Source organism: Paenibacillus borealis, assembly GCF_000758665.1.
In the GTDB taxonomy this organism is placed as follows: Bacteria; Bacillota; Bacilli; order Paenibacillales; family Paenibacillaceae; genus Paenibacillus_AQ; species Paenibacillus_AQ borealis.
Window position 1 is genome coordinate 2,168,338 of sequence record NZ_CP009285.1, and the last position, 23,257, is coordinate 2,191,594.

16 protein-coding genes are annotated in these 23,257 nt (G+C 54.2%); 11 read left to right on the forward strand and 5 right to left on the reverse strand.

The annotated features are described in order from the left end of the window. Positions 1–75: 75 nt before the first annotated feature. From PBOR_RS09095 to PBOR_RS09110, 4 genes are all read left to right on the forward strand, one after another. Positions 76–978, forward strand: a complete 903-nt coding sequence (locus tag PBOR_RS09095) for a carbohydrate ABC transporter permease (RefSeq protein ID WP_042211399.1) — start codon at positions 76–78, stop codon at positions 976–978. Between the two features lie 13 nt (positions 979–991). Next, entirely contained in the window at positions 992–1,828 is an 837-nt protein-coding gene (locus tag PBOR_RS09100) for a carbohydrate ABC transporter permease (protein ID WP_052429393.1), read from the forward strand. 63 nt (positions 1,829–1,891) lie between these two features. Next, positions 1,892–2,893 carry a glycoside hydrolase family 130 protein gene (locus PBOR_RS09105; protein ID WP_174479810.1) on the forward strand — a complete coding sequence of 334 codons (1,002 nt, stop codon included), beginning with the start codon at positions 1,892–1,894 and terminating at the stop codon, positions 2,891–2,893. Between the two features lie 9 nt (positions 2,894–2,902). Next, positions 2,903–6,022: a glycosyl hydrolase gene (locus tag PBOR_RS09110; RefSeq protein WP_042211402.1), complete on the forward strand. Its 3,120-nt coding sequence runs from the start codon at positions 2,903–2,905 to the stop codon at positions 6,020–6,022. A 660-nt stretch (positions 6,023–6,682) separates the two neighbouring features. Here the strand turns inward: PBOR_RS09110 and PBOR_RS09115 are convergent. From PBOR_RS09115 to PBOR_RS09125, 3 genes are all read right to left on the reverse strand, one after another. After that, the gene (locus tag PBOR_RS09115; RefSeq protein ID WP_042211403.1) at positions 6,683–7,888 is read right to left on the reverse strand and encodes an ROK family protein; all 1,206 of its coding nucleotides are present in this window, start codon (positions 7,886–7,888) and stop codon (positions 6,683–6,685) included. Positions 7,889–8,014: 126 nt separating this feature from the next. Then, a complete protein-coding gene (locus PBOR_RS09120) occupies positions 8,015–8,827 on the reverse strand; it encodes an ABC transporter permease subunit (protein ID WP_042211404.1) in 813 nt (270 codons plus the stop codon). Next, the gene (locus PBOR_RS09125) at positions 8,824–9,711 is read right to left on the reverse strand and encodes an ABC transporter ATP-binding protein (protein WP_042211405.1); all 888 of its coding nucleotides are present in this window, start codon (positions 9,709–9,711) and stop codon (positions 8,824–8,826) included. Before PBOR_RS09125 ends, PBOR_RS09120 begins: the two co-directional genes overlap by 4 nt. Positions 9,712–9,885: 174 nt before the next feature. Between PBOR_RS09125 and PBOR_RS09130 the strand changes: the two genes are divergently transcribed. After that, positions 9,886–10,485, forward strand: a complete 600-nt coding sequence (locus tag PBOR_RS09130; protein ID WP_042211406.1) for a TetR/AcrR family transcriptional regulator — start codon at positions 9,886–9,888, stop codon at positions 10,483–10,485. 57 nt (positions 10,486–10,542) lie between these two features. Here the strand turns inward: PBOR_RS09130 and PBOR_RS09135 are convergent, their stop codons facing one another. Beyond that, complete coding sequence (locus PBOR_RS09135) at positions 10,543–10,998, reverse strand: CBS domain-containing protein (protein WP_039309990.1); 456 nt, start codon at positions 10,996–10,998, stop codon at positions 10,543–10,545. Positions 10,999–11,116: 118 nt separating this feature from the next. On the opposite strand from PBOR_RS09135, the gene PBOR_RS09140 reads away from it, so the two are divergent. Both PBOR_RS09140 and PBOR_RS09145 read left to right on the forward strand, forming a co-directional pair. After that, complete coding sequence (locus PBOR_RS09140) at positions 11,117–11,551, forward strand: MarR family winged helix-turn-helix transcriptional regulator (protein WP_042211407.1); 435 nt, start codon at positions 11,117–11,119, stop codon at positions 11,549–11,551. Positions 11,552–11,633: 82 nt separating this feature from the next. Next, positions 11,634–12,101: a MarR family winged helix-turn-helix transcriptional regulator gene (locus PBOR_RS09145; protein WP_042134894.1), complete on the forward strand. Its 468-nt coding sequence runs from the start codon at positions 11,634–11,636 to the stop codon at positions 12,099–12,101. Between the two features lie 87 nt (positions 12,102–12,188). On the opposite strand, the gene PBOR_RS09150 is transcribed toward PBOR_RS09145, so the two are convergent. Next, entirely contained in the window at positions 12,189–13,823 is a 1,635-nt protein-coding gene (locus tag PBOR_RS09150; RefSeq protein WP_042211408.1) for an MDR family MFS transporter, read from the reverse strand. Between the two features lie 203 nt (positions 13,824–14,026). On the opposite strand from PBOR_RS09150, the gene PBOR_RS09155 reads away from it, so the two are divergent. The 4 genes from PBOR_RS09155 to PBOR_RS09170 all read left to right on the forward strand — a co-directional run bounded on the left by PBOR_RS09155 (position 14,027) and on the right by PBOR_RS09170 (position 23,256). Then, positions 14,027–14,533 carry a MarR family winged helix-turn-helix transcriptional regulator gene (locus PBOR_RS09155; RefSeq protein ID WP_042211409.1) on the forward strand — a complete coding sequence of 169 codons (507 nt, stop codon included), beginning with the start codon at positions 14,027–14,029 and terminating at the stop codon, positions 14,531–14,533. A gap of 658 nt (positions 14,534–15,191) precedes the next feature. Next, positions 15,192–19,115, forward strand: coding sequence for a X2-like carbohydrate binding domain-containing protein (locus PBOR_RS35360; RefSeq protein WP_052429394.1), 3,924 nt, complete (start codon positions 15,192–15,194; stop codon positions 19,113–19,115). Between the two features lie 257 nt (positions 19,116–19,372). Continuing rightward, a complete protein-coding gene (locus tag PBOR_RS09165; protein WP_042211410.1) occupies positions 19,373–21,664 on the forward strand; it encodes a helix-turn-helix domain-containing protein in 2,292 nt (763 codons plus the stop codon). Between the two features lie 707 nt (positions 21,665–22,371). After that, positions 22,372–23,256, forward strand: a complete 885-nt coding sequence (locus PBOR_RS09170) for an ABC transporter permease (RefSeq protein WP_039307795.1) — start codon at positions 22,372–22,374, stop codon at positions 23,254–23,256. Position 23,257 lies beyond the last annotated feature (1 nt).

Below are 23,257 nucleotides of genomic sequence, written 5' to 3' on the forward strand. Positions count from 1 at the left end.
GATAGCGGGGGATGGGGAAGCAGCGTTCTCCATCCCTCTGCTCTGACCGCAAAGGAAAGGAGTCGGAAGAGACCTATGAATAAAACAAAAAAAGCCTTATTCTCATACAGCTTTATCTTTCCAAGTGCCTTTCTGACACTTGTGCTCGGAATCTACCCGATTGCCTGGGCGTTCCGCTATATGTTCTATGACTATAAAGGCTACGGAACAGCCCGGTTTACCGGACTGGACAACTTCACACGCATCCTGAAGGACACCCAGTTCTGGGATTCGGTTGTAAATACATTCGTCTACGCAGGCGGCAAGCTGCTGATCACGATTCCGCTGGCTCTGCTGCTGGCCGCCATCCTGAACCGCGGGCTGCGGGGCAGACAGCTGCTGCGGGGAATTTTTTTCATGCCGACTGTCATCAGTACCGCCGTTATGGCTGTAGTCTTCTTCACGATATTCAACTCGTACAACGGGATTCTGAATCAGTTCCTGATCAAGTTCAATCTGTCGGAATCCGGCATTGACTGGCTGGGTCCGAAGCATGCCATGCTTACGGTTATTCTGGTCGCGGCGTGGGGGGCGGTCGGAAATTATATGCTGCTCTTCCTCGCCGGCCTGCAGAACATCCCCGAGGATGTGTATGAAGCCTCTTCCCTGGACGGGGCAGGCAGAATCCAGCAGTTCCGCTATGTGACGCTGCCGATGCTGGGGCCGGTCATGCAGATGGTTATCATGCTGGCCATCATTACAGCCTTGAAGGGCTACGAGAGTATCATGGTGCTGACTGAAGGCGGTCCGGTAGGCAAGACAGAGGTTATGTTCCTGTACTTGTACAAATTATTCTTCCCTGTCGGCGGGGGCAGTGCAGCGGTTCAGGTGCAGGAGTTCGGATACGGCAGTGCGGTTGCCTTCGTATCCGCGCTAATCGTAGGGATGATATCACTCTTCTATTTCTACGCATCCAGACGAATGAATCAGACCGATTGAGGAGAGACGCGAGATGAGAATAAGAAACATACTGGGCAACACTGTACTCTGGATATTTTTGCTGGTCTTTGCTTTTATAACCCTGATTCCGGTTGTTATTACCATCCTGGGCTCCTTCAAAACCAATGCCGAGCTGACCACCGGGGCGACCTTCCTGCCTGGCAGCTGGCATTTCTCGAACTATTCCGAAGCCTGGGAACAGGCGAACTTCTCCAGGTACACCCTGAACAGCCTGATCGTCTCCCTGTCGGTGGTGGCCGGCACTTTGCTGGTTTCATCCATGGCTGCTTATGTGGTGGACCGGATGGACTTTTTCGGCAAAAAATTATATATCGGCCTGCAGTCCTTCACCATGTTCGTTGCCGTCGGGGCAGTGGTGCTGCGTCCGCAATTCGATCTGATGGTCAAGCTTCATCTGCACAGCAGCCTCTGGGGCGTCATTCTGATCCTGATCTCCGCGCATGCTTCGATCTTCTTCATTCTGTTCAGCTTCATGAAGGGAATTCCCAGGGAGCTGGATGAGGCCGCGCTGATTGACGGCAGCTCCCTCGGGCGGACCTTCTGGAGAATTATTCTGCCGCTACTGGGACCGGGTCTCGGCGTAGGCGCCTTGTTCACCTTCCGGGGCGCGTGGAACGAATATCTGCTGCCGCTGGTGTTCACCATGACCAAGCCGGAGCTGCAGACACTGACCGTTGGCCTCGCGAACCTGAAATACGGGATTTCGGCGGCTTCCCAGACCCACTACATGATGGCGGGCGCCTGCTTGTCCATCCTGCCGATTCTCGTTGCCTATTTGTTTGCCAACAAGTCCTTTATGCAGATGACGGCGGGCTCCCTCAAAGGGTAACTGCCTGAGATCATCTGTACGGACTTATCCATAATCATCTTCAATTTCAAGGAGGTACACCCCATGACTTTACAGGTTCCCGCAAATCTGCAATCCGCCCCGTTCATTCAGCGTTATCCGGCTAATCCGGTGCTGGATGCATCTAAGGTTCCTTATCCTACCGCACTGGTGTTCAATGCCGGTGTAACGAAATTTAACGGCAGATATGTGATGATCTTCCGCAACGATTACGGCTCGCTGGCTGAGCAGACCATTGAACCTCATCACACGACCGATCTCGGCATTGCTTACAGTGATGACGGATTGACCTGGACAGCAGGCCCGAAGCCGGTGTTCAAAATGCATGACGAAGAGATTATCCGCGCCTACGACCCGCGCCTGACCGTGATCGAAGGACGCTGCTATATGTGTTTTGCGGTAGATACGAAGCATGGCATCCGCGGCGGAATTGCCGTGACCGATGATCTGGAGCATTTCGAGGTGCTAAGCCTGTCTACTCCGGATTTGCGTAATATGGTGCTGTTCCCGGAGAAGATCGGCGGCAATTATGTCCGGCTGGAGCGTCCCTTCACCGTATACAGCCGCGGGGGACAGGACCGCTTCGATGCCTGGATATCCGAGTCCCCGGATCTCAAGTATTGGGGGAATTCCAGCCTGCTGCTTGCTGTCGAGCATGTGCCGTTCGCCAATGACAAGGTTGGTCCCGCTGCGCCTCCGGTCCGAACGGACAAGGGCTGGCTGACCACCTTCCATGCGGTGGATATTGATCCGTCGAGAGGCAAACACGGCTGGGAGCCCACCTGGAAGAAACGGTATACGGCAGGCATCATGCTGCTGGATCTGGACGATCCGCGTAAGATTATCGGCATGGCCAGGCAGCCGCTGCTGGCGCCGGAGACGGATTATGAGATTGACGGGGGCTTCCGCAATCATGTTATTTTTCCGGGCGGGATGATTCTTGAGGATAACGGTGAGGTCAAAATCTATTACGGCTCAGCGGATACGATTGAATGCCTGGCTACAGCCCATGTGGACGATCTGATCAGCTACTGCCTGAAGGGCTGAGGGCGGGCGATGAGCAAGCTATGGGAGAAGCTGGCCAGTCCACCGGCAGAATACCGGTCCGCACCGCTCTGGTCCTGGAATGACAAGCTGGAGCAGGCTGAGCTGGAGCGGCAGATCGAAGAGATGCATGCAGCCGGAATCGGCGGGTTCTTCATGCACGCCCGCGGCGGACTACAGACACCTTATATGGGCGAAGCCTGGATGGAGGCAGTCCGTGCCTCGATTGCTAAGGGCAGGGAACTGGGCATGAACGCCTGGTTCTACGATGAGAACGGCTGGCCGAGCGGCTTCGCGGACGGTGAGGTTCCGGCTAAAGGGATTGCCTATCAGCAGAAGATGCTGGCCTGGGAGAAGCCGCCGTTCCGTTATCCGGTGGAAAGGGCAATTGCCTGCTATTCGCTTGAATCAGCTTCCGGCGAGTACCGTCTGCTGCCGCCGGAAGACAGCGGCGCTGCGGAGCTCGCCATGTATTATGAAGTGAACCCGTATTACACCGATACACTGAGCAAGCTTGCCGTGGGCGAGTTTATAACAGCCGCTTACGAACGGTACTGGGATGAGTTCGGCCAGCTGGAAGCGGAAGGTGCTGCGCTGCCGGGGATCTTCACGGATGAGCCGCAGTTCGCCAGAGGCAGACTGCCGTGGTCGTTCGAGCTGGAGGACGCGTTCTTCACGCGCAGCGGCTATGCGGTGCAGGAGATTCTGCCTGCACTGTTCTTCAGCCAGCGCAGATCAAATAAAGCGCGTTATGACTACTGGGGCACGGTGACCGCCATGTTCACAGAAGCCTATGCCAGGCAGATCGGCGACTTCTGTGCCGCCAAGGGATGGGCGGCCACAGGCCATGTAGTCGATGAGCAGGAGCTGATGCATCAGGTTACTTCCGTCGGAGATCCCATGGCCTTCTACGAATATTTGCAGATCCCCGGCTGCGACTGGCTGGGCCGGTTCGTAGGGGAGGAGCCGCTGGTTCCGAAGCAGGTTAGCTCGGCGGCCCGCCAGACCGGGAAAAAGCGGACGATAACGGAGAGCTTCGGCTGCTCCGGCTGGAATGTCAGCTTCCAGGATCTGAAACGGATTGGGGAGTGGCAGTTCGTCCACGGCATCAATTTCCTCTGCCAGCATCTGCAGGGCTATTCGCTCCGGGGGCTGCGCAAGCGCGATTATCCGCCGTCCTTGTTCTATCAGCAGCCGTGGTGGAAGGATTACCGGGGGTTCAACGACTATTTCGCCCGGTTGTCGATGATTCTGGCGGAAGGAACAGGCCGCGCGGAGGTACTCCTGCTTCACCCGGTAAGATCCGCCTGGCTGGCTCAATGCGGGGAGGACACTTCCGCTATTGTGCCTTATCATGAGGCTTTTGCCCGGCTGACCCGCTGGCTCTGCCAGGCGCTCATCGAACATGATTATGGCAGTGAGAGTATTATTGCCCGCCATGGCCGCGTAAGCGAAGGACAGTTCATCGTCGGGGAGGCGGCATACCGCACCGTGATTATTCCGCCGAGCCTGACACTGGACCGGGTGACGGCAGCGCTGCTGCAGGAGTTCGTAGAGCAGGGCGGTCATCTGGTCGCCTGCGGACCTGCTCCGGCACTGGTGAGCGGAGAGGAAAGTAGGGGATTGGAAGGGCTGCTGAAGGATGCAGTTCAGCCGGAGTGGAATGCGGAGTCTCTGTGCAGCGCGGTAACAGCGGTCTCTGCTCCCTTCGTGCAGATTACCAATGAGAAGGGCGAGAAGCTTGCGTCCGATACGCTCAATGTGCGGTCGGTGACTCTGGAAGATTCGGTGGTCTATTATATTGTTAATTCCGGGACGGAAAGCTGCGGCAATGTGAACATTGAGCTGCGCCAGCGGGGCCGGGTATCACTGATTGATCCGGAAACCGGGAGCATTACTGCACTGGGCAGCGAAGCTGCTGCGCAAGGAAGACGGGTAACCTTGCCGCTCTATGCAGCACATTCCCTGCTGCTGAAGGTGGATGAGGACGAGGCTGCGGATGCCGGTGAAGTTGCAGTTGCGGATGGTGCTGGTGAAGCTGATGATACAGAGGATGGCAAGGCAGGTGCAGATTGGGACAAGGCAGCAGAGCGCCGGGAGCAGGCGGCTATCCTTGAGCTGGGATCTGAATGGACAGTTGCAGCCGCTGAGCTGAACAGCCTGACGCTGGATACTGCCCGCATGCGGCTGGATGGCGGCGAGTGGTCCGCCGAACAGCCGGTCATCTTTATTCAGGAGCAGCTGCTGGCGCATGGCCGGGCAGCGGCCGTTGAGCTGGAGTTCCGCTTCCGGGCGGATTCCAGTCTGCTGGAGCTGCAGGAGCTTTATCTGGCTCTGGAGCAGCCGGAAGAGATGGAACTGCTGCTGAACGGACAGCCGCTGTCTCCGGCGGATTGCGGCTGGTGGCGGGATATCTCCTTCCGTACCCTCCCTATAGCCGGAATGGTGGTTGCTGGCGAGAATATTCTGCAACTGAGCACCCGGTTCAGTCCCAGCAGCGAGCTGCTTGCCAAGCTGGAGAAAGCGAAGCTGTTTGAGGCGGAGGGCAACAACCTGACGTTTGGCCAGGAGTTCGAGAGTATCTATATCGTTGGCGCTTTTGGCGTGGAATCCGCTGCGCCCTATACGTATGGTGAGCGGCGTGCAGTGTTCACGGAAGGACCCTTCAAGCTGACGGCACTGCCCGAATCCGTAACAGCCGGTGATCTGGTCCCGCAGGGCTTCCCTTTCTTTGCCGGCACCCTCACGCTTGAGCAGAGCGTTCATATTAATGAAGGCGCAGCACTTCCGGCAAGCTGGTCCTTTCAGTCGCCGCCGGACACCATTGTGTCCCGGCTGTTCATCAATGGTACAGAGGTGCGGCGGTTCCTGTGGGAGCCGTATACAGCCGGTATTTCGGGGCTGCTGCATGCAGGAGAGAACCGGATACGGCTGGAACTGACCGGCAGCTGCCGCAATCTGCTCGGACCGCATCACCATATCAAAGGTGAGGTCTACAAAGTAGGGCCGGACAGCTTCAAGGATAAGCCGGGCTGGACCGACAAAGACCTGGAGCCGGACACGCTTGTCTATCAGGAGCGGTACGCTTTTGTCCGTTTTGGATTATCTTCGGCTCCTGTGCTCGGAGGCTAAGGGCAGCAGGAAGCAACAAAATGAAACACCTCCGGATTCGCTGTTAAGCGGAATCCGGAGGTGTTTTTTTAGAAAATAAGATCTAGCTCCAATATATTTGCTGCATGCAACAAAAGTTCCATGCTTCAATAACTGAAGCGGACTGAGAAGACGCTATATCTCCAAAAAACCTCTTTATGAGGCTGAAGCGGACTGAGAATCGCTTATCTTGCGGATTCGCGACACAAATGAGGTGAATTCGCTCAATTAACGGAATCTGAGTCCGCTTGTCCCGCAAATCTGCCTGATTTGCCCGAATAACGGAATCTCAGTCCGCGTAACCGGCGGGCAGGCGGATTTGATGAGCTTCCAGGTACTCTGTGAACATCGGCACTCTCCAAGGCCCGCCAAGCACTCACAGCGAACATTCGCACCCGATAGGCCCCACCCCGATATTACCTTGATGTACCGTTACGAGTGACTGTCGGTGTGCAAGAGTGATGATCGGCGAGCTAGAGTAATAATCAGTGCGTTAGAGTGATAATCGATGCGTTATAGTGTTACCGGTACGTTGATTATCGATGCATAAGTGTGATTACTGGTGCATTGACTATCGATCCATAATTGTGATTACTGGTGCATTGACTATAGATGCATTAATGTGTTTACCGTTGCGTTTCCCTAGTTCGTCAACTGATGCAGCACCATGGCGCAGGCGCCTGCTGCCACTGAACGTTCACCCAGTTTGCTGCGGGTGAAGCGGACGTTATACTGCTCGCGGTAATAGGTCCGCTCAAGGGCGATCCGGATCGCCTCCTGATAGAAATCATCTGCCGCGAGGAATAGCGGGCCGCCGAGGATGACTTCCTCGGGGTGGAGGATATTGATCAGATTCGCCAGCCCGATGCCGCAGTAAACGGCCATCTCGTGAAACAACCGGACAACCTCAGGATCACGGGCATGGAGCGCTTCTATTAAATGGGTGAATTCCAGCTGCTCTGCACTCTCGGCCAGGCTGCGGAGCAGCCCGCTGCTGCCCAGCCGCCAGACTTCACGCGCCTGTCTTTCCAGAGTGTGGATGGACACATAGCTCTCCCACGCACCGGCGTTGCCGCCGGGAACATGCGGCGGCAGCCCCGAGCCTTCGATGATCATCTGCCCGACAGCCCCCTCGGTATCGATCATGCCATAGAGCAGCCGTCCATCATTCATGATGGCGGAGCGCAGGCCGATTCCGGCATGGAGGTAGAGCAGATGATGCTGCATCCGGTTGCTGCTGGCCCAGTATTCACCGAGCAGTGCCGTATTGGCTCCATTGTCCAAATAGACGGGCACAGCCAGCCGCTGCTCCAGCTGCTCCTTAATATGTACCTGTGACCAGCCCGGTGCCGCGAACCGGGCCGGATTCAGGATAACTCCGGCTTTGCGGTCCAGCGGACCGACTGCGCCGATGCCAAGTCCAGCCACCCGGCTAAGGTCAATGGAAGCTGCGGCAAGCATCTGCTGTACTTGATCATGGAGGGATTCCATCAGGAGCTCCGGGGTAAGAACGGCATCCATGTTCCAGGTATATTCGCCCAACAGCTGCAGATGAAAGTCCGTCAGCACTAGCTTGGCATGGGTACGGGAGATTTCCAGCCCCAACAGATAGGCGTAGGAAGGATTGGTCTCATAGAGTGTGGGGCGGCGGCCTCCGGTAGATTCACCGAAGCCGACTTCAACCAGCAGCTCCAGGGACAGCAGCTCATCCAGAATGCGTGTTAACGTGCTTATGGTCAGTCCGCTTTCGTCCAGCAGACTTTGTTTGGAGACGGTGCCGTGTTTCCTTACGGTGAAATAGATTTCCCTGGCTTTGGGATTGGCGATAAGTTCATGAATAAGCAGCAAAGACGGTTCTCTCCTTATGAATATACTAAACCTGATGAATAGACTAAACCTGCTTTTACAATGACACAAAAAGCAGGGTGCCGCAACTATCCCAAGGAGAGAATAGACTTGCAGGGTTCCAACCGGTTATAGCGGTAAATCCCGCCGTCTGAACAGCTGGATGCCGATCGTGAAGCAGGCCAGCCCAATCAGCAGCAGCCAGATGGAGACCTCTGCCCAGGCCGCAGTTCCCTGGACAATCTCGCCGGGGCGGTAGAAGCTGAAGAGGGTGAAGAAGCGCAGCACATCGAGCTTATCACTGATTTTGCCGAGAATATCGAGGGTGAAGAACCCGAAAGTGACCGCCCCGGAGATCCCGAGCGCCTTCTTCTCGTCATTGCAGGCACAGGAAACGAGGAAGCAGAATCCGCCGATGGCGAAGAATAGCAGAAAAGCCACCAGGTTAAGCTGGCTGAACCTGGCAATTCCGAACTCGTAATCGCTGCCGAGGAACCAGGCTTTGCCTGCGAAGCCGGACAGTGTGGTTACAGCCATAATCATGAACAAGGAGGTAACCAGCACCATCGCCTGGGTGAAGGCCACCTTGCTCCGTGTTGTCGGTGTGGCCAGCAGGTAGGCCATCGAGCCGCGGTCTACAAGTTTGGCCACCAGCTGCGTAGACATCTGTACGCATACTATAGCCAGAATCAATACGAGAATCAGCCCGTAATATTCGCCCGAGATGAAGCCCTCCGCACTTGAGAAGCCGTTATTCAGCCCGAAGGCCTTGCCTACGCCTTCCGGCATCGCCTGCACCAGGTCGTTCAGCGCCTTCGTGTTATCTGCCAGCCCAGGGTAGAGCCAGATCATGAACAGAATATAAAAAGCCGAACCCCCGGCATAATTCATAATTCCCCGCAGGTTGACGCGCATCATTTCCTTATATAAGGCCAGATTCATTGCACCTTCGCCTCCCGGTCGTAATAGTTCATGAAGATATCCTCAAGGTTCTGGGTAGAGATATCCATGCTGCGGACCGGATAGTTCGCAAGCTCGGCGGTGAACTGATTATAATTGCCTTGAACAGCAATTCTCACCCGGTTACCTGCTATAGAATCTACGATCAGACCGGAGGCGGCGAACCGCAATGCGTCTTCCGGTGTCTCGAATATGACTTCAAACAGCTTGCGCTGCATAGATTGCAGCTCATGAATATTCTTCACGGCCACGATGCTGCCGTCTTTGATAATCGCTGCGCGGTCGCAGGTCCGTTCAATTTCCTGAAAGCTGTGTGAAGACATCAGGAAGGTGGTTCCGGCTGCTTTTTCCTCCAGCACCAGCTCTATGAAGATCTTCTGCATCAGCGGGTCCAGGCCGGAGGTGGGCTCATCGAGAATAATAACTTCGGGGCTGTGCATGAAGGCGGCGACAATACCGACCTTCTGCTTCATGCCCTTGGACATCTTGCGGATCGGGGTGGCCGCATCAAACTGGAGGCGCCGGATCAGCATCTCCCGTTTGGCTGTGTCCTTCACGCCCTGCATGGAGGCCATGAACTGCAGGAAGCTTGCTCCGGTCATGCCGTCGATGAAGCTGATCTCGCCCGGCAGATAACCGGTATGGCGCTGCACCTGGCCCTGTCCCTTCCAGGCATCCAGGCCATTGATAGTTACCGAGCCGCGGTCTGGGCGCATGAAGCCCATAATATGCCGGATCGTTGTGGATTTGCCGGCGCCGTTGGGGCCGAGGAACCCGAATACCTCACCTTTATTCACGGTAAATGAGACATCGCGAATCCCCTTGCCGTTTGAAAATTGTTTCGTTAAACCTTCCACTTGCAGCATGCTGCCACCCCCGACAGAAAATAATGAAATAGTATTGAATGGATATTTCAGATGTTATAATAGTCCCAGGCTACGCCTAAGTCAATATAATTATGAAATGAAAATATTGATATATTTCATTATTTTTTCGGGTAGGGATACAGCCCGGCTACAACATCAAGGTAGGGTGAAGAAATGAACGGTTTTGAGAAGCGGGCGGCGCTAATCAAGGGCAAAATCATGAAGACAACGATCTCCATGCTGAATACCTGGGAGCCGAAGCGGCTGAGAATTGCGGACATTGCCCGGGAAGCCGGAGTGTCACAGGTGACGATTTACAATTATTTCGGCAGCAAGGAAGCGCTGATCAGCGAGTCTTTCAAGGATTTTATCCAGCAGGCCATTGATGAGTTCCGGGAAGAAATGCAGCGGCAGAAATCGCTCAAGGAACTGATTGCCTATAGCCTTTTTAAGGAGAAGGAGACGTATTCCAGCTTACCGCCGGCGTCAATCAAGGAGATTATGGTGGATGATCAGGAGATGTACGTATATATTCAGCGGCAATATGAAGAGCAAATTGTACCGCTGATGGTACAGATGGTGGAAGAAGGCAAAGCCCGGGGAGAAATTTCGGATAAAGTGTCAGTGAAGGCGGTTCTGCTAACCATACAGTTGTATATTAGGAGCTCGGGAGAGATGCTGGGCAGCCTGGCAGGACATGAGGATAAGGATGCGTTTCTGGAGGAGTTAATCCATATCTTCTTCTATGGGCTGTGCGGCCGGGAGCCGCAATAGACGCGGCGCCGGCAACAGTCCGGTAAGGCAGCTTGCATAGCAGAACACAACAGCAGGCTAGAGGAGAGCCTTGAAGGAATGGCGGATGACATCGCCGCGGCTGATGATGCCGACCAGCACACGGTTTCGTTCAACGGGGACTTTTTTGATCTGCTTTTTGCCGAGAATGGTGGCGATCTGTTCAATGTCCTCTTCGTAGTGCACAGTGACCACTTTCTTCTTGGCGATGGCCATGACGTTCAGATTGAGCAGCTTGCGTGTCCGTTCTTCGAACTCATCGTTATCCCCGACGAATACATTGATCTGGAAAAAGGAATCCACAATCAGATCCTCATGCCTGCCGATATAGCGCATAATATCTCCGTCGCTCAGATAAGCGACAATCTCGTTCCGGTCATTGACTACAGGCATGCCGCTGATCCGGTGGGTGATGCATTTCTCGATAAAAGTCCGTACAGTGTCTTCCTGCTTGACCTTGTAGACCTGGCGGATCATAAATTCATGGGCTTTCATAGCGGTTCCCCCTGAAAAGTATCTCATGCACAAATAAGTTGCATAATGAAAGTATATACTTGTATTATACAAGTGGAGTGAACGATGTCAATGAAGAAAGAGAAGAGGATGGAACTGCATGGAGAAACGTTCAATAGAGACGATAGAGCTGGAAATGGCGGTTCTTGTCCGCCGTCTGACTTCACTTACCACGTACAAAAAAATCGGCAATCTCGACCGGGCGGCCTACCTGCTGCTGCATCAGATTGCTTTTAATAACGGAACTGCCGGAGTGAAGGTGCTCTCCGATGAATTCCAGCTGGATATCTCCACCGTCAGCAGGCAGGCAGCTGCACTGGAGAACAAGGGTTATATCATCCGTGTACCGGACCCTGTGGACGGACGGGCCTATACACTGCAAATTACGGAGCTTGGCGAAGAGATCCTGGATGAGAACCGGCAGGTGCGGCAGGAAATTATGGGCAAGCTGCTGGCGAACTGGTCGGATGAAGAGGGGGATTCCTTCGGGGAGCTGCTGCGGAAATTCAATGCGACTTTCCTGGAAGAGGATTAAACAGGGCAGATCCGTTTCTTGAGTGGAGGGTTTGGGCTATTTTGGGCTATACTTAAGTTAATAAAGCTTATGGGGTGTACCGATGAACGAAGACAAATATGAACATATCGATGACTTAATAGAGGCTTTTCAGCAGTTTGCCCGGATGAATTGGCGCAAGACGACGTTATGGGGACTGAAGCCGAGTGAAATCCGTGTGCTGGTCTCGATCAAGAAGGGCATGGAGCAGGAAGGCAACAAGGGGCGGACGGTTTCCGATATCAGCAAGCTTCTCAAAGTGACTTCTCCGACAGTCACGCAGATGGTGAACAGCCTGATTGCCCAAGGGTACGCTGTCCGCACACCGGATAGCCAGGACCGCAGAATCAGCGACATTACGCTAACGGACAAGGGTGCGCATCTTGCGGATATGGCGGTGGCGAAATCCCGGGAGACCTTTCAGGGGATGATTGACCATCTCGGCAAAGAACGAAGCGAAACCTTAAGCGAGCTGCTGAACGGGGTATACGAATATTTCGAGCAGCTGAACAGCCAGCAGAATGACTTCTGATCGCAGAGTATAGCAAAGAGATGTCCCGCAGCTGCAGCTGTTACGGGACATCTCTTTGCTATTTATAAGGAATAATTTGCGAATCTGTTAATGCCCTGCCGGCGCAGTTTCCTTCCGCAGCTTGCCCGCCGTACCGGCTTCCTCTGCAGCAGTCTCTGTCTTGGATTCGCTGGAACGCAGCGGAATCTCCTTCAGGAACAGAACAAGCACGGCTGCTATCACGAGCAGCGCAGTACCACTCAGGAACACTACCGTCAGGGAGTCGCTCAGCGCCCCGCGCAGCATCTCAATCAATTGATTGAAGAGCGGCCGGATCTGCTCCGGCAGCGTTGTATGCAGCTCTTTCAGCTTGGGCTGGTCGAGCAGCAGCTGCGGATTCATGAAGGCTGTAAGCTGCCCCGCGGCTTCCGGATCAAGCTTGGACAGGTCGGGACCTTTGCCGGAGGCCACCGCAGATTCCAGCTTATGTGTAAGAGATGTGTTCATCACGGTACCCATAACGGCAATCCCGATAGTACCGCCAAGGTTACGGAAAAGAGTGGTGGTAGCTGTAGCTACGCCCAGCATCTGCGGAGCCACGGCGTTCTGCACGGTCAGCGTGAATACCGGCATCGCCAGCCCGAGGCCGATCCCGAACACAATCATGCTGGCTACAGCCATGATGATGCTGTTCATGAAGGCCATCATAATCATGGCGGCAACCATAAACGGCATGCCGATCATGGCGTAGCGCTTGTATTTACCGGACTTAGAGATCCAGCGTCCGGCCAGTGTGCTGAGCACAATCATCATCAGCGACATCGGCATGTTGATGAAGCCGGAATTGGTCGGGGACACGCCTTCTACCCCCTGGACGAAGAACGGCAGATAGATCATGGCACCCATCATGCCCGCATTCATCAGGAAGCCGATAATCATCGAGATGGTGACAATCGAATTCTTGAACAGGGAGAGCGGCAGCACCGGGCTTTTGGCTTTGCGCTCGATCAATATCAGAATGACTGCACCGGCAATGGCTGCCGCGAACAGTCCGAGAATTTCCGGTGAACTCCAGGCATATTTGGTGCCGGCCCAGGAAAAGCCGAGCAGCAGGGCAACGATGCTGAGGGACAGGAAGATGGAGCCCGGATAGTCAATCGTTTCGGATGCGGCGCGTGTTCCTTTGGGGAACATTCTCCAAATCATGATGAACGCTACAATACCGAGCGGCAGGAAGATCCAGAAGATCCAGCGCCAATCCATGTGATCGACCATGAATCCGCCGAGGGTCGGGCCGATTACGCTGGAGAATCCGAACATGGCCATCATAATTCCCGTCCACTTGGCCCTTTCCCGGGGAGCGAACAGGTCGCCTACGGCAGTGACGGTGGCTGACATCAGTATCCCGCCGCCGACGCCCTGTATCCCGCGGTAGGTAATCATCTGATAGATGTTGTCAGACAAGCCGGACAGGAAGGCCCCGATGATGAAAATAACAATCCCGGCGAGCAGGAAGGGCTTGCGGCCGTAGATATCGGATAACTTACCGACCAGCACCGTGGCAATGGTGGAGGTCAGCATATAGATGGTAATAACCCAGGTATAATGCTCAATTCCGCCCAGGATAGCAATAATCCGGGGCATCGCGGTGCCGACAATCGTCTGATTGATCGCCGCGAAGAACATCGCCGCCATTAAGGCGATCATAATGGTCACTTTCTTTTTTTGCGTGAGATGCTCCATAGCAGATACTCTCCTTTAATCCTGTGCGTATTATAGTTTGGCATGATATGATATTCTAATTAGGTAGCCAAACTACCTTTTATGTATAATACACAACAATCTGAAACATCACAATAAAATTATTTTTATCAGCGGAGATCAGCGCTTTGTATTGATTTTCACATGTTAGGTAGGTAATCTATTATGTATAACGGAGGTGTCTCATGAATATCCAGGATAGCCAGGAAAAGCAGCTGCTTATCACACTGGAAAATATAAAACGCCTAACCCCCCGTCAGCAGCAGAGCAATGACTCTGTACCGCATGGAGAATTTGTAACGATGTTTGTCATTCATGCAGCGATGAAGAAACAGGAGGCGGATGAACAGGAACGGGGAGGTCCGTGTCCCGGCCTGATGGTCTCCAGATTAAGCGAACTGCTGCAGGTCAGCCGGCCTACAGCCTCACAAATGGTCAGTACGCTGGAAGAGAAAGGCTATATAGAACGCGTGATGTCCGAAACAGACCGCCGGGTCATCTATATCTGCCTGACGGCCAAAGGCCAGGCGGTATTCGGCAGCATAATGGACCGTTATTCGGATGTGCTGGCCGAGATTATCGATAAGGTAGGCCGTGAGGAGATTGATCAGCTGATCTCCACCTGCGGACGCCTGATGGAAGCCGTGAACGAGGTGCGGCCGCGGGTGATGGGGAATGCGTCAGTGGATTAGCGGGATCTTTCAATTTCAATTCCTCATAGCTGATTTGATGCTGACAGAATGGAGAGAGTTTTAAATCCATGCTCTACAGGCAAAATGTTGTACGTTTTACAATTTTGAAGCCCAGTTACCTTGGTGTTGCGGAGGATTGTTGCAGGAAATACAAGAATTATTCCGCATATCCGCTGGGAGTTAAGGAAATGCTGCCTTTTCTGCAACAATTTTGAATTATGGCCGAAATAATGAGCGAAATGTTGTATTATGTGCAGGATATCAGGGGTTTGATGTGATCGCCACTCTGAGCAGCGGCTTATATGGATAGTCTAATGAACCGTGAAGACCATACATGATGTGGTTTGCGCGGTTTTTTTGACGTGGAATGAAAGAGGATTCCGCATTCACCCGCCGGATCAGGAAGGGCAAGACTGCAGGAAATCTGGATGCCCGCCTGAGCTTTGTCCCCCCTGAACAAGGGCAACTGTACGCCAAGTACCGCAGATGTACCTATCCAAGGAGAGCGGAAACCCCCTATGATCAACTCGTATGGAAAGCGCTGCCATTCATTGCCGTCCCATCATGAGCAAGCAGTGCGCATGCAATAAGCATGCAATGAGCAAGTTGCGGCAGGAATAGAAAGCGCTTTATAAATTGCCGAGGGGAGCTGGGATATTTGAAGTCTTTGGGTAAGAAAATCGGCTTGTGCCTGCTGATGCTGATCATGACGGCAGCGCAAACCGGACTTGCGGGAACCAGGCAGAATGTGGCGGAGGCAGCCGGCAAGGAGCGGGCACAGAAGCCTTATATGGGCTGGAGCAGCTTCAGTATGCAAGTGTATGAGCCTTCAGGAAACTGGATATCGGCGGAGAGCATCAAGAAGCAGTCGGATGCCATGCATGAGAAGCTGCAGTCGCACGGCTATGAGTATATTAATATTGACGCAGGCTGGAACGGAAGTATGGATGAGTACGGCAGGCCTATTCCAAGTACTGAGCGTTACCCGAACGGGTTCCAGGAGGTCATCGACTATGTCCACAACAACGGGCAGAAGATCGGAATCTACCTGATCCCTGGCTTGTCCATCGATGCCTATAATCAGAATCTGGAAATCTACGGAACTGCCGGTGAATGCCGGATGCAGGACATTGCCGTGCAGCCGCTCAAGATCGTGGATGCCTGGAATGCCTACAGCTACAAGATCGATTTCAGCAACCCCTGCGCGCAAAAGTATATTGATTCCATCGCCGATATGCTGGGCGAATGGGGGATTGACTTCGTCAAATTTGACAGCGTGACTCCAGGGTCGGGAATCAACAATCTGAGCCTTGATGCACGCGGCGATGTGGAAGCCTGGTCCAAGGCCTTGGCCCGGCATGACATCTGGTTCGAGCTCTCCTGGGCGCTCGATCATAACTATGTGGACTTCTGGAAGAAATACGCCAATGGCTGGCGGATTCAGTGGGATGTGGAAGCTTACGACAGTAATGTAGGTCTCACCCAGTGGGCCAATATCGCCCGGCTGTTCCCGGATGCTGCCGTATGGTGGCGGGATGCCGGTCCCGGCGGGTGGAATGACTTCGATTCGCTGAATGTCGGAAACGGGGCAATGGACGGTCTGACCAAGGATGAACGGCAGACAGCCATGACCTTCTGGGCCGTATCTGCGGCGCAGCTCTATATCGGCAACGACATGACCCGGCTTGACGACTATGGCCTGCAGCTGCTGACGAATGACGAGGTCATTGCCGTCAACCAGTCCGGGCGTCCGGCCCATCCGGTGTCGATGGATACTAAACAGCAGGTCTGGTACGCGAATAACGGCGACGGTACCTATAATGTGGCCCTGTTCAATCTCGGCAGCCGCAGTGCGGCAGTGGATGTGAAGTGGAGCGATATCGGACTCGAAGGCCCCGCTTCTGTCCGCGATCTGTGGAGCCACACCGAGCTTGGAACCTTCGGGGACGGCTACAGCGCAGGTGCGCTTGAACCGCATGCTTCGCGGATGTTCAAGGTGACCGCCAAGGAAGGCACCTCGATTGTTAATGATGATGATACCGGAATGCGTTATACCGGCTCCTGGCAGCGAAACGGCGGGAAGGAGCAGGTCCCCGGCAGCCAGGATATAAATATCAGCATCACGGATTCCTCCCCGGCTCCAGGTGAAGGAGAGCCGGGAGAAGGCGGACAACAGGGCGGCGGCGGAACAGACCCGGGTGGTCCGGGGACTGGCGGCGGAGCTTCGGTTACCCGTTCAGTCTATATCAACGACAGCAATCCGGCTATTTCCTACAGCGGCTCCTGGTCAGCTTCGACCGGCAGATCTGCCGGAGACCACAGGGCGGATGTGCACTATACGGAGCAGAACGGCGACTATTTCCAGTATACCTTCAGCGGTACAGGAATTGAGCTGCTGACGGAGAAGGACCCGGCGCAAGGCGATATGCTGGTGTATCTGGACGATGCCGCAATTCCGGACCGGGTGAGCACGTATACGTCCGGGGATAAGGAAGCCCAGCAGATCGTATATAGCGCTTCGGGGCTGGCGGAGGGTGAGCATACCCTGAAGGTGGTCAAGGACTCCGGCCAATATATGCTGCTCGATGCGCTGCGGATTACGGCAGGCCAGCTGGTCCAGCCGCTGGCAGGCAGCTTCGACAAGACCCCCGGCAGCCAGGCGGATCTGGAGCTTGCACTGGCAGCCGGCAGCGACTCGCTGCTGGCAATCACGAATAATGGCGTTGCCCTGCTGCCTGGCACAGATTACACCGCTGACGGCAGCACAGTCATCCTGAAAAAAGAGTATCTGTTCAACCAGCCATCCGGCCGGACAGAACTGACACTCAGCTTCGACGGAGGAAGCAGCGAGCTGTTTACTGTCCAGATAACAGGCTCCTCTACTGTACGTTATGAACAGATCAACAATGATGATCCGGGAATCACCTATAATGGCTCCTGGTCGCGCAGTACAGGAAGAAACATGGGGGATTACAAGGATGATGTGCAGTACACCGAGCTTAACGGCGATTCCTTCGAGTACGCCTTCAACGGGACAGGGATCAGTCTATATACCGAAGTAGACAGCTCGCAGGGAGATATGGATATCTATATCGACGGAGAATTTAAGGAAACGGTAAGCGCGTACCGTAACGGGCGGCTGGCCCAGCAGAATCTGTACAGCATTTCGGGTCTTCCGGAAGGCATTCATACGCTCCGGGGAGTGAAGAAGTCGGGCCGGTTCATGCTGCTGGATATGCTGAAGGTGGAAATTCCCGACCTCGTTAATCCTGTGGAAGCTGTCTTCGACAAGGCAGCTGCGGCCCAGGCCGATATAGATGTGACGCTGCTCCGGCAGCCTGGACTGTTCGGGAGTATCCGCCAAGGGTCTTACACGTTGGTGGAGGGTACGGATTATACGCTCTCCGGCAGTACTGTCACGCTCGCGAAGTCCTATCTGGCCGCTCAGCCGGCTGGTACACTTACGCTGACCTTTGAATTCAGCGGTGATTATCAGAATGATGTGCATTACACGGAGAGTGATGGTGATTATGTCGAATATGCCTTCAAGGGTAGCGGGATTTCGCTGGTAGGGCCGACTGGCCCGGAACTGGGAGACATTGAACTGTACGTGGACGGCGAACTGCGGCAGACAGCCAGCGCCTATAGCGCGAACCGGCAGATCCTGCAGAGTATTGCCGTGATTACCGGGCTGGAAGCGAGCCCGCATGTATTGAAGGCAGTGAAGAAATCAGGCAGTCTTATGCTGGCCGATCAATTAAGAATCACCCTGCCGGCCGCTGATGACGGTCCGGGTGAAGAGCCGACGGCAACACCGGCTCCAAGTGCAACACCGGCTCCAAGTGCAACACCAGATCCAAGTGCAACGCCGGGAGCTACAGCCACGCCGCAAAGCGGAGGGAATCCGGCTCCGGCAGCAACCGCTTCGCCTACAGTAACTGTAGCACCATCGCCGACATCTACGCCGGGCATTGCAGAGGAACATCATTCCGCATATGCCAAAGGATACCCGGACGGCTTGTTTAAGCCGAACCAGAAGATTACCCGCGCCGAGATGGCGTCGCTGTTGTTCGCTGCCCTCTCACCGAAGGCGGGCGGAGCAACGGTATCGTTCAGTGATGTAAGCGCAGATTACTGGGCAGCGGCGGCAATATCTGCTGTGGCCGAAGCCGGGATGATGACTGGCTATAGCGATGGTAGCTTCAAACCGGCGCAGCTCATTACCCGCGCCGAGCTGGCGAGTCTGGCATCCATACTGATTCCGGCAGACACGGCCGCAGGCCGCGGATTCCCGGATATTGCCGGACAATGGGCGGCGGCAGCCGTTCTGAAGGCGCAAGGTGCCGGAGTGCTGAGCGGCTACAGCGACGGCAGCTTCAAGCCCGGTAATCCTCTATCGCGGGCAGAGGCGGTTACGGTGATTAATAGACTTACCGGCAGGGGCCCGCTGCATGGTATTGCAGTTACCCCGTGGCGGGATGTTCCACTCACCCACTGGGCTTATGCGGACATCATGGAGGCTTCAGTGAATCATGACTGGAAGCCTGCAGACGGAGGCGGTGAGCAGTTCAGCGGCTCCTGATTCCTTGATTTCTAACATCTGACTCATGTTAATCATCCCGCTTGCACTGCCGCTCGCGAATCTCGCGCCGGGTGGCAGTGGTTTGCAGCGAAATCGGAATTACTAATAAAAAGCAGTGATGCCGGCTTGCATCGCTGCTTTTTATTAAATTCCCGATGGCCGCCGCGCGGAGGGTGCAGGAGTAAAGCTTGACTGGACGGCAATTTGTTTTAAGCTAATATTATGATAGCGCTACCAATAGAGGGGAGAATCTTTCCATGCCCAAGTACTCCAAGGTGTTCCGCAGATTTCTGATCTCCTATCTGGTCATTTTAATTATTCCCAGCATTGGGGGCTATATGTCGTACCAAACCTCAATATCTGTAACCCAGTCCATTTCAATTGAGAACAGCGTAACCCAGCTGGAGAAAAGCCAGGAGATTCTGGAGCGCCGCATGGCTGAGGTTGAAGGACTTACCCGGCAGCTGGCCATTAATCAGGAGCTGAATGTTCTGATGAATGAACAAGGCAGGGAAACGAATGTGTTCGGGATCTGGAGAGCCATGCGCAATGTCCTGACCTTCGGACAGACGAATGATTTTCTGCAGGATTATTATATTTATCTGGCCAATTATGATCTGGTGCTCACTGCCGGCTCCTCCTACCGCCCGGATCATTACTACGAGATATACCACTACAAGGATCTCCCGCTTGCGGAATGGAAAAAGGAGATTCTGGACCGCACGCACCGGAGTGAGATTAAACCGCTGAGCGCATACGTAAGTAAAGGTACGTCAACGTCGGTGATTACTTACATGCAGTCGCTGCCGCTGGACAGCTTCAACAATTCTTCTCCGGCTGTCGTAGTGGTTAATATTGACGAGAAGATCATCGCCAGTCTGCTGTCCGGGCTGACCGAGCGTGATGGCGGCTGGGTGCATATCAGCGATGCGGACGGCAATACCATAGTGCTGCAGGGGCAAGACAATGCCTATATAGATAAGCTGGCTGCCGATTCTTTTTTTGACGCGAATAAGGTAAGCCAGTTCTACAGGGATGATCTCGTCATAACGACCCGCTCTGGCACGAATGGCTGGGTGTACCAGGCGGGGATTCCCCGCAGTGTGCTGATGGAGAACGCCAATAAGATTAAGCATATGACCTGGCTGATTACAGCCGGAGCCCTGTTCCTCGGCCTGCTGGCCGGGCTGGTGCTTGCCTACAGAAACAGTATGCCGATTAACCGGCTGCTGGCTGTGATGAAGGAGCAGTTCGGCAAGGAGGATAGCCCGGAGCGCAATGAATTCGACTTCCTGAGCGGGAATATCGCCGATATGATCACCAAGAACAAGCTGCTGGAGACCGAGCTGAACCGCCAGCTGCCGCTGGTCCGGGATGCTTTCCTCAAACGGCTGATTGCCGGGGAATTCGAATCCAGGGAAGAGATTGTCTCGGCAGCCGAGCAGGCTGATATCGGACTGGGTGAAGGAACCGGATATGCGGGGATTCTGCAGATCAAAGGGTATACCGGTATGGACAGCGTTGAAATCCTGAATGAGCTGAATGCGGCCCGGATCCTGCTGAAGCAGACATTTGCCGAGCTGGCGGGTCCGCTCCCGATGACAGATATGGGCTCGGACAAAATAGTCATCCTGTTCTTCTCAAGCACTGCTGACGGTGGCCCGGCCGGCAATGAAGGCGGGATGGAACGCCTGATGGATCAGTGGGTCCAGCGGGTGTTTGAGGAATACCGCATTTCGGTGCAGGGCGGCTTCGGGGAGTATTTCTCGTCGGTTACTGAGGTTAGCCAGTCGTTCGAGCAGGCCAGACAAGCGCTGGAATACGCCGTCTATACGAACCGTAAAGGGGTCATGCGCCATCAGGAGGTGCAGATTGAGAATACGACCTACTATTATCCGCTGGAGACCGAGCAGCGCCTGATCAGCACGATCCGCGCCGGTGAGCTGGCCGAGGCAGGGCGGATTATGGATGCTACTTTTGCACAGAATCTGGGACCCCGCGAGCTGTCGATGGAAATGAAGCATCAGCTGGTCGGAGAGATGAAAGGCACCTTCCTCAAGCTGCTGGATCAAAAAATATTCATGGAGTCCCCGCTCGGGGAGAGCGCCAAACGGCAGATTATCGACATTGACACCTCGGCGCCGCTGGAGAGTATTCAGGCGGAATTCCTTGAGCTGACCGGAGAGCTGTGCGGATTCATCACCAACAAAAAGAAGGATGCGCACACCCAGATCATCAAGCAGATGTACAAGTATACCGCGGAGATGTACGCCGATACCGAGCTCACCCTGTACCGCGTCGCCGAGCATGTGGAGCGGCCTGAGAAATATATCTCGCAGCTGTTCAAGGAAGTGACGGGGGTGAATTATTCGGATCACCTGATTAAGGTGCGGATGGATGAGGCGGCCATCCTGCTGAGAGAAAGCCGGTACACGGTGGATGAGATCGCGGCCAGAGTCGGCTACAACAGCTCGCATTCTTTCCGGCGGGCATTCAAGCGGTTGACGGGCATTTCGCCGAGCACCTACCGACAATCACATAACGAATAGAACTGATTTCACATGCTTAAGCGGCTGCAGTTGTCCATGGTACGGACAGGGCGGCCGTTTTTTATTTCTGGTAAAGTACATCGTTTAGAAAAGAGCACCATTCAGATAACTGTTGATAAAACAAATTTCCTCATTTTAAATTAGTCCCAAGTTGAGTTAGCCGGAAATAGGGCGGAAAGTGGTCTGGTTGGGGAAAATGAGAGGGATAAATCCCTTTGAATACGTTCGGAGGAGGAGACGAGGAGCAGAAGTGCCCCTGAATGCGCCAAAAATGAGCGGGACGAGGAAATGAGGGGCAGAAGTGCCCCTGATTAGGACAGGGGATAATTGGAATACGGGATGTAAGCGCATGCAATGGACCCTGGAATCCGGGTGAACTGTACGCAAAATACGGAAATGTACCTGTTCAAGACCCGCCGCCGGACCTTATGATCGAGTCGTGGAGAAAGCGCTATCACACAATTTAGCTGGCAAGACTAAACACCTGCTTCCGCAGCAAGTTTACGCAAAATGAACCAACGAAGCATGGAAACCAATCACACGCTCCCGAAGCAAGTTTTACACGAAGTACAATCATGAAGCACTCCAACGCAGTAAACGCTGGCACAACTTTAGGGGGGATTAATCTGGAGAAGAATCTGATATTAAACAATAAGCCGGCGCCCCGGAGCAAAGGCCAGAGCTGGCTGTCAAACGCCGGAAAAAGCATGCTGAAGCACTGGCAGCTCCATCTGCTGGTCATTCCACCTTTGCTGTTTTTTCTGATCTTCAAGTATTATCCGATGGCGAATGCGGTTCTGGCGTTCAAGGATTATAACGTCATCAAAGGCATATGGGGCAGTCCATGGGTAGGCTTCAGGAACTTTGAACTCTTTTTCGAGAATCCGATGTTCTGGACGCTGGTGAAGAATACCATTCTGCTGAGCGGCTTCCTGCTGCTGGCGGGGTTCCCGATTCCAATCCTGCTGGCACTGATGATCAACGAAATCCGCGGCGGACGATTCAAACGGTTTGTCCAGCTGGTCTCCTTCGCACCTTATTTTATCTCGACGGTGGTCATGGTATCGATTATTATGCTGTTTCTCGCTCCGCGCCTCGGCTTCGCCAATATTGCCCTGAATTTCTTCGGGCTGGAGTCGGTGAATTTCCTCGGGGAGCCCGGCATGTTCCGCTCGATTTATGTCTGGTCCGATATTTGGCAGACCGCAGGCTATAGCGCCGTTATCTATCTGGCCGCCCTGGCCGGTATTGACCCTACGCTCTACGAGGCCGCCAAGGTGGACGGAGCTTCAAGGTTCCAGAAAATCCGCCACATCGACCTTCCGGGCATCGTCCCGACGATCGTGATTATCCTTATCCTGAATGTGGGCAACGTGATGGCGATCGGTTTCGAAAAGGTATATCTGCTGCAGAATCCGCTGAATATCGTCAATTCCGAGATCATCGCTACGTATGTGTACCGGATCGGCCTGCTGAATGCCAATTACAGCTTCGCCACCGCAGTCGGTTTATTCAATTCCCTGATTAATCTGGTCCTGCTGCTTACGGTTAACGGCTTGGCCAAACGAATCACCAACAACAGCATCTGGTAGG

Excerpts from the sequence above, each read along its gene's own strand:
- PBOR_RS09110 (WP_042211402.1), top strand. The coding sequence starts at position 2,903 with ATGAGCAAGCTATGGGAGAAGCTGGCCAGTCCACCGGCAGAATACCGG.
- PBOR_RS09140 (WP_042211407.1), top strand. The coding sequence starts at position 11,117 with ATGGAGAAACGTTCAATAGAGACGATAGAGCTGGAAATGGCGGTTCTT.
- PBOR_RS09125 (WP_042211405.1), bottom strand. The coding sequence starts at position 9,711 with ATGCTGCAAGTGGAAGGTTTAACGAAACAATTTTCAAACGGCAAGGGG.
- PBOR_RS09105 (WP_174479810.1), top strand. The coding sequence starts at position 1,892 with ATGACTTTACAGGTTCCCGCAAATCTGCAATCCGCCCCGTTCATTCAG.
- PBOR_RS09150 (WP_042211408.1), bottom strand. The coding sequence starts at position 13,823 with ATGGAGCATCTCACGCAAAAAAAGAAAGTGACCATTATGATCGCCTTA.
- PBOR_RS09130 (WP_042211406.1), top strand. The coding sequence starts at position 9,886 with ATGAACGGTTTTGAGAAGCGGGCGGCGCTAATCAAGGGCAAAATCATG.
- PBOR_RS09165 (WP_042211410.1), top strand. The coding sequence starts at position 19,373 with ATGCCCAAGTACTCCAAGGTGTTCCGCAGATTTCTGATCTCCTATCTG.
- PBOR_RS09100 (WP_052429393.1), top strand. The coding sequence starts at position 992 with ATGAGAATAAGAAACATACTGGGCAACACTGTACTCTGGATATTTTTG.
- PBOR_RS09135 (WP_039309990.1), bottom strand. The coding sequence starts at position 10,998 with ATGAAAGCCCATGAATTTATGATCCGCCAGGTCTACAAGGTCAAGCAG.
- PBOR_RS09095 (WP_042211399.1), top strand. The coding sequence starts at position 76 with ATGAATAAAACAAAAAAAGCCTTATTCTCATACAGCTTTATCTTTCCA.
- PBOR_RS09120 (WP_042211404.1), bottom strand. The coding sequence starts at position 8,827 with ATGAATCTGGCCTTATATAAGGAAATGATGCGCGTCAACCTGCGGGGA.
- PBOR_RS09155 (WP_042211409.1), top strand. The coding sequence starts at position 14,027 with ATGAATATCCAGGATAGCCAGGAAAAGCAGCTGCTTATCACACTGGAA.
- PBOR_RS09145 (WP_042134894.1), top strand. The coding sequence starts at position 11,634 with ATGAACGAAGACAAATATGAACATATCGATGACTTAATAGAGGCTTTT.
- PBOR_RS09170 (WP_039307795.1), top strand. The coding sequence starts at position 22,372 with ATGCTGAAGCACTGGCAGCTCCATCTGCTGGTCATTCCACCTTTGCTG.